6 protein-coding genes are annotated in these 7,374 nt (G+C 70.1%); all 6 read right to left on the bottom strand.

The window, feature by feature from the left end:
• Positions 1-213: 213 nt before the first annotated feature.
• The 6 genes from ACFY1L_RS10525 to ACFY1L_RS10500 all read right to left on the bottom strand — a co-directional run bounded on the left by ACFY1L_RS10525 (position 214) and on the right by ACFY1L_RS10500 (position 7,266).
• Positions 214-1,950, bottom strand: a complete 1,737-nt coding sequence (locus ACFY1L_RS10525) for a dipeptide ABC transporter ATP-binding protein (protein WP_388821096.1) — start codon at positions 1,948-1,950, stop codon at positions 214-216.
• Positions 1,947-2,945, bottom strand: a complete 999-nt coding sequence (locus tag ACFY1L_RS10520) for an ABC transporter permease (protein ID WP_388821093.1) — start codon at positions 2,943-2,945, stop codon at positions 1,947-1,949. The genes ACFY1L_RS10525 and ACFY1L_RS10520 overlap by 4 nt, the downstream gene beginning before the upstream one ends.
• Positions 2,942-3,955, bottom strand: coding sequence for an ABC transporter permease (locus ACFY1L_RS10515; protein WP_388821090.1), 1,014 nt, complete (start codon positions 3,953-3,955; stop codon positions 2,942-2,944). Before ACFY1L_RS10515 ends, ACFY1L_RS10520 begins: the two co-directional genes overlap by 4 nt.
• 4 nt (positions 3,956-3,959) lie before the next feature.
• Positions 3,960-5,678 carry an ABC transporter substrate-binding protein gene (locus ACFY1L_RS10510; RefSeq protein WP_388821088.1) on the bottom strand — a complete coding sequence of 573 codons (1,719 nt, stop codon included), beginning with the start codon at positions 5,676-5,678 and terminating at the stop codon, positions 3,960-3,962.
• Positions 5,679-5,827: 149 nt separating this feature from the next.
• Positions 5,828-5,920: an Ms4533A family Cys-rich leader peptide gene (locus ACFY1L_RS10505; RefSeq protein WP_311736786.1), complete on the bottom strand. Its 93-nt coding sequence runs from the start codon at positions 5,918-5,920 to the stop codon at positions 5,828-5,830.
• Positions 5,921-5,976: 56 nt separating this feature from the next.
• Entirely contained in the window at positions 5,977-7,266 is a 1,290-nt protein-coding gene (locus tag ACFY1L_RS10500) for a DUF3152 domain-containing protein (RefSeq protein ID WP_388821085.1), read from the bottom strand.
• Positions 7,267-7,374 lie beyond the last annotated feature (108 nt).

Genomic DNA, 7,374 nt, shown 5'->3' with positions numbered 1-7,374 from the left:
TCTTTAGGGGGTCGGTGGCGCTGGGGGCCCCCCCCGATCGCGGGGTGGGGGCGCCGGGTGTGCCCGGGGGGCTCGCGGGGGTATGACGTTGGGGGGGGGGGGGGGGGGGGCGGGGGTGGGGGGCCCGCCCCACCACCAAAAGGGGTGAACGCTCGTAACTTTCCCGTGCAGGTCGCGTTCGATCGCGCTAAGAGATCAAGCAGTTACGTTCCGTCAGGCGGCGGCCAGCTCCCGCCGCGCCGCCCTGCGTTCGGCGGCGACCTGGGGGTCGAGCGCCGGTACGGCGGCCAGGAGCTGCTTCGTGTACGGGTCCTGGGGGTTGTCGTACACCTCGTCGGCGGGCCCGGACTCGACGATCCGGCCGCGGCGCATCACCGCGACCCGGTCGCTGACCTGGCGCACGACGGCGAGGTCGTGCGCGACGAAGACGAGCGCCAGCCCGAGTTCGCGCTGCAACTCGCCGAGCAGGGCGACCACTTGGGCCTGGGTCGTCACGTCGAGTGCGGAGACGGGCTCGTCGCAGACGATGACGCGGGGGTCGGCCGCGAGCGCCCGCGCGATGCCCACGCGCTGGCGCTGGCCGCCGCTGAACTCGTGCGGGTAGCGGTCGTAGTGCACCCCTTCGAGCCCCACGCGCTCCAGGAGTTCCGTCACGCGCCCCCTGATGCGCTTCTCGTCCCGCTCGCCACGCGCGCGGAGCGGGTCGGCGATCGACTCGCCCACGCTGCGGCGGGGGTTGAGGGAGGAGACGGGGTCCTGGAAGACCATCTGCACTGCGGGATTCACGCCCACGCGCGCGTGCCCGTCGTGACGGACCTCCCCCGCCGTCGGCTCCAGCAGCCCGACCAGCATGCGCCCCAGGGTCGTCTTGCCGCTGCCGCTCTCGCCGACGATGCCGAGGGTCTCGCCCCGGTGGATGGTCAGCGACACGTCGTCCACGGCCGCGAACGCCCGCTTGCCGCGGCCGAATTCGCGACGCAGGCCCTTGGCCTCCAGGACGACGTCCCCGGAAGCACCCGAGGAGACGCCGTGGGCGTCCTCCGTCACGTCGCCCGGGGTGACAGCCTCGCCGCCCTCCTCCGCAGCGCCCGCCGAGGCGGCCCCGCCATCACCCGCCGCGGCGGCAACGGCGTCTCCCGCCGCGACCTCCGAAAGGACCGCCGGTGTCGCCCGCCGGGCGTCCACCCGCGGGACCGCCGCCAGCAGCGCGCGCGTGTAGTCCTCGGCCGGCGCCCCCAGCACGTCTGCCACCGGCCCGTGTTCCACCACGCGCCCGTGCCGCATGACGAGCACCTCGTCGACGCTCTCGGCGGCGACGCCCACGTCGTGCGTGACGAGCAGCAGCCCCATGCCGGTCTCCTCGCGCAGCGTGTGCAGCAGGTCGAGGATCTGGGCCTGGACGGTCACGTCGAGCGCGGTGGTCGGTTCGTCGGCGATCAGCAGCCGGGGCTCGCAGGCGAGCGCCATGGCGATGAGCGCGCGCTGGCGCATACCGCCGCTGAACTCGTGCGGACGGGACCGGGACCGCCGCTGTGCGTCCGGAATTCCCACCCGGTCGAGGACCTCCACGGCACGCGCGCGTGCGGCTCGCCGCGACACGCGCGTGTGCACGCGGTACACCTCGGCGATCTGGTCCCCGATCGCGTAGTACGGGTCGAGTGACGACAGCGGGTCCTGGAAGACCATCGCGGCCTTTGAGCCCCGCAGCCGCAGCAGTTCGCCGTCGGGCGCCTCCTGTACGTCGACGCCGGCGACCTCGATCGAGCCGCCGACCCGCGCGCCCGTGCCGCGGTGCAGCCCCAGCAGGGCCGAGGCGACCGTGGACTTGCCGGAGCCGGACTCGCCGACCAGGGCGAGGGCGGCGCCCTGCTCCAAGGCGAAGGAGAGGCCGTCGACGGCCTTGAGGTCGCCGAACTCGACGGACAGATCCGTGACTTGGACGAGACTCACGTCAGTACCACCCGTCGGTCGGCCACCGCGTACAGCACGTCGGCGACGGCGTTGGCGAGGACCACGAAGAAGCCGATGACCAGGACCATGCCGACGACGACGGGCAGGTCGACCACGTTGACCGCGTGGACGAGCTCCTGGCCGATGCCGGGAAGGCCGAACAGCGTCTCGGTGAGGACGGCACCGCCGATCGCCGAGCCGACGTTGTTGGCGTTCAGCGCGATGACGGGCGCGAACGCGCCCCGGAGCGCGTGCCGCCCCACGATCGCCCGCTCGGCGACGCCGTACGCCCGGAACGTGCGGATGTGGTCCTCGGCCAGCGTCTCCAGCATGGATGCCCTGGTCAGCCGGGCGAACGCCGCGGCCTCGATGAGGGCGAGCGAGAGCCAGGGAAGGAGCAGGTTCCACGCCCACTGCTCCGGGTCGTCGGTGAAGTTCACGTACTGCGGGAAGGGCAGCAGTTGCAGCTCACCGCAGACGACAATCATCAGGACCAGGCCGATGACGAACACCGGGGTGGCCCAGCCCGCAAGCGTGAGCGCGGTCAGCACCCGCTCGGTGAACCGGCCGCGCCGCCACGCGGAGAGCACGCCGGTGCCGACGCCGAGGATCAGCCACAGCACCATCGCGCCGAGTACGAGCGAGAGACTCACCGGAAGCTTCGTCAGGATGATGGCCAGGACCTGCTGGTCGGTCTGGTAGGAGAGCCCGAGGCAGGGGGCCGAGCAGTGCTCCACCGAGGTGCCCGTGGAGTAGTCCTGACCGATGATCAGGCCCTCCAGGAAGTGCCAGTAGCGCACGTACAGCGGGTCGTCGAGCTTCAGCTGCTGAGCTACCTGGTGCACCTGCTCCGGGGAGCAGCGCGGGCCGCAGGTGATCTGGGCGACGTTGCCGGGGGTGGCGTAGAAGACGACGTAGACGATCACCGAGATGGCAAGCAGTGTCACTACGGCGCCGACGGCGCGGCGCAGGATGAAGCCTCCGAAGCCGCTCATGCGGATTCCTCCTTGCCTGCCTTGGCCTCGCGCTTGCGGCCCGTGCCGACGCGCAGGCGCGAGGCCGCGCGCGGGTCGAGGGCGGTGCGGACCCCGTCGCCGAGGACGGTCAGGGCGAGGACGGTGACGAACAGGGCGCCGGCGGGCAGCAGCAGGTACTGCGGGGCCGCCTGGTACCAGACGTCGGCGGAGGTCAGCATCTGTCCCCAGGACGGCGTGGGCGGTTTCACGCCGACGCCGAGGAACGAGAGGGCGGCCTCGATCGAGATGTTCACCGGCATGAGGATCGCGGCGTACGTGATGACCGGCGCGGCGAGGCCGGGCAGCAGCTCCCTGCGGGCGATGCGCCAGGTCCCCCAGCCACTGAGCCGGGCGGCGGAGACGTAGTCGAGCCCCTTCAGGGTGAGCGTCTGGGCTCGCACGATCTTGGCGATGTTTCCCCAGGCGATGAACCCGATGACGAGGGTGACCAGGATGGGCCGGGAGAAGCTCGCCGGGACGATCGCGAGCAGCGCCAACGACATGATCATCAAGGGCATGGCGACGAAGATGTCGGTGATCCTGCTCAACAGTTGATCAACCCATCCACTGCCGAGCGCGGAGGCGACACCCATCACGACACCGAGGACGACCTGGATCACCGTCGCCGCCAGCGCAACTCCCAGCGAAACCCGCGCCCCGTACACCAGCCGAGCGAACAGATCCCGCCCGGTCTGCGGCTCGACGCCCAGCCAGTGGTCCCCGCTGATCCCCCCGAACGACCCGATCGGCACGCCCCCGCGCGCGGAGTCGACGAGCGACGGGTGGTACGTGGTCGGGTCCTGGCCCTCCAGGGCCGTGAGCAGGGGCGCGGCGAGCGCGACCAGGACCAGCAGCGCGACGACGGCCGCCGCGACGAGGGCGGCGCGCTGCGTACGCAGCCGCCGCCAGAACTGACGAGCCCCCGAGGCGCCGGGGACGGGCTCCACGCCCGTCCCGGCGGCCTCGGCGGCGACAAGTGCCTCGCTCACGGCGCTACTTGACCGCGACCTGCGAGATGTCCAGGACACCGGTCCAGTCGCTGATCACGACGTTCTTGATGTCCTTGCCGACCAGGCGCTTGTAGACGGGGTGGAACAGCGGCACGGTCAGGGCCTGCTCGCCGATCTTCTTGTCCAGTGCACCCCACCTCTTGGCGGCAGCGTCAAGATCGGTCAACTTGTTGATCGCGTCAATCTCAGCATTGACCGACTTGTCGTTCAACAGGCCGTTGTTGAAGTTCGAGCCGTCCTTCACGATCTGCCGGCCGTCGAAGATCGGGGCGAGGAAGGGACCACCGGAGGGCCAGTCGGCACCCCAGTGGGCGAGGAAGAACCCGGGCTCGGTCTTCACGTTGTGGATCTTGTCCCGGTAGTCGTTGTCCTCCAGGCCCTGCAGCTTGACCGTGATACCGGCCTTCTTGAGCGCGTCCTGGATCGCGGTCGCGATCTCCGGGCTGGTCTCGAAGTCCTTGGCGTTGGAGTGGGTCAGGGTGACGGTGAGCCCGTCCTTGTAACCGGCCTGGGCCAGCAGCTCCTTGGCCTTGGCGGCGTTGCCGGTCTTGCCCGCCGGGAAGAGGTCGTACGGCGTGTAGCCGAAGGACTTCTGGTTCGGCAGGTAGGTGGTGGCCGCCTCGGCGAGCGCGGATCCGCCGGCCGCGTTGATCACGGACGACCGGTCGATGGCGTACGAGATCGCCTGCCGCACCTTGATGTTGTTGAACGGCTTGACCGTCGGGTTGAACGCTATGTAGTTCGTGTAGCCGAAGTGTCCGGTGCCGACACGAGAAGCAAGTTCCTTGTCACCGCTCACCTTGGCGAGCTCGGCCGGACCCAGGTTGGTGTCCGTCGTGACGGCGGCCGCGTCCGCACCCTGGGACGCGGACAGCCGCTGGTTGATCACGGACGAGTCGAGCCCCGACCGGACGTCCACCTTGTCCGGGTAGGCCTTGCGCTCGGCGTCGGTCGCCGTCGACCAGTACTTGTTGCGCTCGAGCACCAGGTGCTCACCGTCGTTCTCGTTCTTGACGACCTTGTACGGGCCGGACGAGATCGGGTGCTCCTCGTACTTCGTACCCGTGTCCTTGGCCTTCGGGACGGGCGTGAACTGCGTCTGCGTGGCCAGGTACGGGAACTCGCCCTCGGGCTTGTTGAGGTGGAAGACGATGGTCCGCGCGTCCGGCGTCTCGATCGCCGACAGGCCCTTCTTGTCCTTGTAGGGCCCCTGGTAGTCGGCCGCGCCGACCAGCCAGTCCCGCAAGTAGGGCGCGCCGCCGGACAGTTCGGGCGCGAAGGAGCGCTCGATGCCGTACTTGATGTCGGCGGACGTGATCGCCGTGCCGTCCTCGTACTTGAGGCCCTTCTTCAGGGTGTACGTCCATACGGTCGCGTCCTTGTTGGGCCGCCCGGTGTCGGTGGCGAGGTCCGGGACGACCTTGGCACCGGCCGCGCCGTCCTCGCGGTTGCGGGTGGTGAGCGTACGGAAGACCAGGGACGGGACGTTTCCGCCGCCGGAGGTGTACAGGCGCGCGGGGTCGAAGTCGCTCTGGGCCTCGGAGTTCAGCACCGCGAGGGTGCCGCCCTTGTGGGGCGTGGAGTCGCCACCGGAGCTCTTGGCATCGTTGTCCTTCGGCCCGCAGGCGGCGGCGCCCGCTGCCAGAACCAGGCCTACGGATGCCGCGGCCACGCGGCGCGCTCTGACGGACGATTGACGCATCGGAATGACGACCTCTCGAATGATGAGACAGATTGACGAGGAGTGAGACGAAAGTGAACAGACGTCTGCCCGGGCGTCAGGTCGTCGAAAACCGTGACCGGGTCACGGAAGAGGAAAAAGATCGCGACGCGAACGCCTGAGGGCGAGCGTCAGCGACAGTGGATGTCGGCCACGCAGAGCGGGGTCACGCCGATGAGCGCCAGCTCGATGGCGGCGCGGTCGGAGGCGTGGGGGGTCGACATGCCCAGAAATATGTATGAACTTTCTGCGCATGTCAACGTGACATATGAGGCGCCTGTCAACTCCCGGGATACGGCCAGGGGTTGGGCAGACAGTGGATCCCGTTGTGGTCGAGGAACTTGGTCTGCTGCTGCATGACCGGCGCGAGCTGGCCGTTCCTGGTGCAGTTGACATGGCTGTAGCCGAGCCGGTGGCCGACCTCGTGGTTGATCAACATCTGCCGGTAGGCGTGAATTTGATCACCGTACGTCTTCGATCCCTGTGCCCATCTGTACGCATTGATCATGACGCGCTCGGTGGAGGCCGAGTCGCACGAGACGTTGTCCTCGGTGGTGTCGAGCCCGGACTTGGCGCACCACTTCGCCGTGGTTCCCGGGCTGGCGAGCGTGATCACGAAGTCGGGCTTGCCGGAGTAGATGCGCTCGAAGGTACGGGCGCCGTTGTGCGCCCAGCTCCGCTTGTCGTTGAGCGTCTTCTGCACGGCCTGGGCGAAGAGTTCGCCGTCGAGGCCGAGCCCCTGCTCCACGTCCACGCGGTAGGTGTACTTCTGCCCCGAGCCCGGCGCCTTGTCGATCCCGGGAACGGCGTCGAACTTCCCCGACCCCTCGAGCGTGGCGCTGAGCGGGTACTTCTCGCCCATCGCCTGCGCATACGTCAGCGTCGCCACACTCGGCGACGAGGACGGCGCCCCCGCGGCCGAGTCCCGGGCGTCGCGCGCCTGATCGGTGGCCGACTGCGTTCCCACGGACGTGTCGTTGCGCCCGTGCGTGACCTGGCCGGCGACGACGACCGCCAGCACGGTGGTGACGGCGGCGGCCGCGATCCCGGTGAACGTCCGCCCCTTGGCGCCCTTGGCCTGCGCGGGCACACCGGTCGGCGGGCCGTCGTCGGCGTCGGCCTCGGAGGGGACGCCGACACCGGTGCCGGGGTCCCAGTCGGTGACGGAGCCGTACGGGTCCGAAGCGTGCGCGGAGACGCCGTTACGGGGCGTGAAGACGTCGTCGTCCGCCTCGAAGGCGTCGAGGTAGTCCTGCCGCGGCCCACCGGGCGGCGCCTGCCGCTGTCGCGGTATGGCCACACCGGGCCGCGCGGCCCCGGCACGGCCCTGCCCCCTCAACTCGCCCCAACCACCGCCGCTTTCACGCTGCTCGGGGTGACCACCACGGGCTCGGGGGGTCCCGTGCGCGGGGGTGCCGTCGGGCAGACGGGGCGTGCCGTGAGCAGGCGTGCCATCGGGAAAACGCGGCACCCCGCGAGCCGGCGTACCGTCGGCAAACCTCGGGACACCCTGAGCCGGCGTGCCGTCAGGAAGTCTCGGCACCCCCCGCGCAGGTGTCCCCTGCGCCATTCCGGGCGCCCCGGAACCCGTCGCGGCCCCAGAACCCCGAGCCCCTCGTCCAACCCCTGTGTCCCCAGCGTCGCCCTTCGCGGCAGCGGTGCCGCGGCGGCTGTGGCG

Source organism: Streptomyces sp. NPDC001663 (genome assembly GCF_042893105.1).
Taxonomy (GTDB): domain Bacteria; phylum Actinomycetota; class Actinomycetes; order Streptomycetales; family Streptomycetaceae; genus Streptomyces.
Note: the sequence above shows the minus strand (reverse complement) of the source record. Positions and strands in the feature narration are given on the sequence as shown.

Excerpts from the sequence above, each read along its gene's own strand:
- ACFY1L_RS10505 (WP_311736786.1), bottom strand. The coding sequence starts at position 5,920 with ATGTCGACCCCCCACGCCTCCGACCGCGCCGCCATCGAGCTGGCGCTC.
- ACFY1L_RS10520 (WP_388821093.1), bottom strand. The coding sequence starts at position 2,945 with ATGAGCGGCTTCGGAGGCTTCATCCTGCGCCGCGCCGTCGGCGCCGTA.
- ACFY1L_RS10510 (WP_388821088.1), bottom strand. The coding sequence starts at position 5,678 with ATGCGTCAATCGTCCGTCAGAGCGCGCCGCGTGGCCGCGGCATCCGTA.
- ACFY1L_RS10500 (WP_388821085.1), bottom strand. The coding sequence starts at position 7,266 with ATGGCGCAGGGGACACCTGCGCGGGGGGTGCCGAGACTTCCTGACGGC.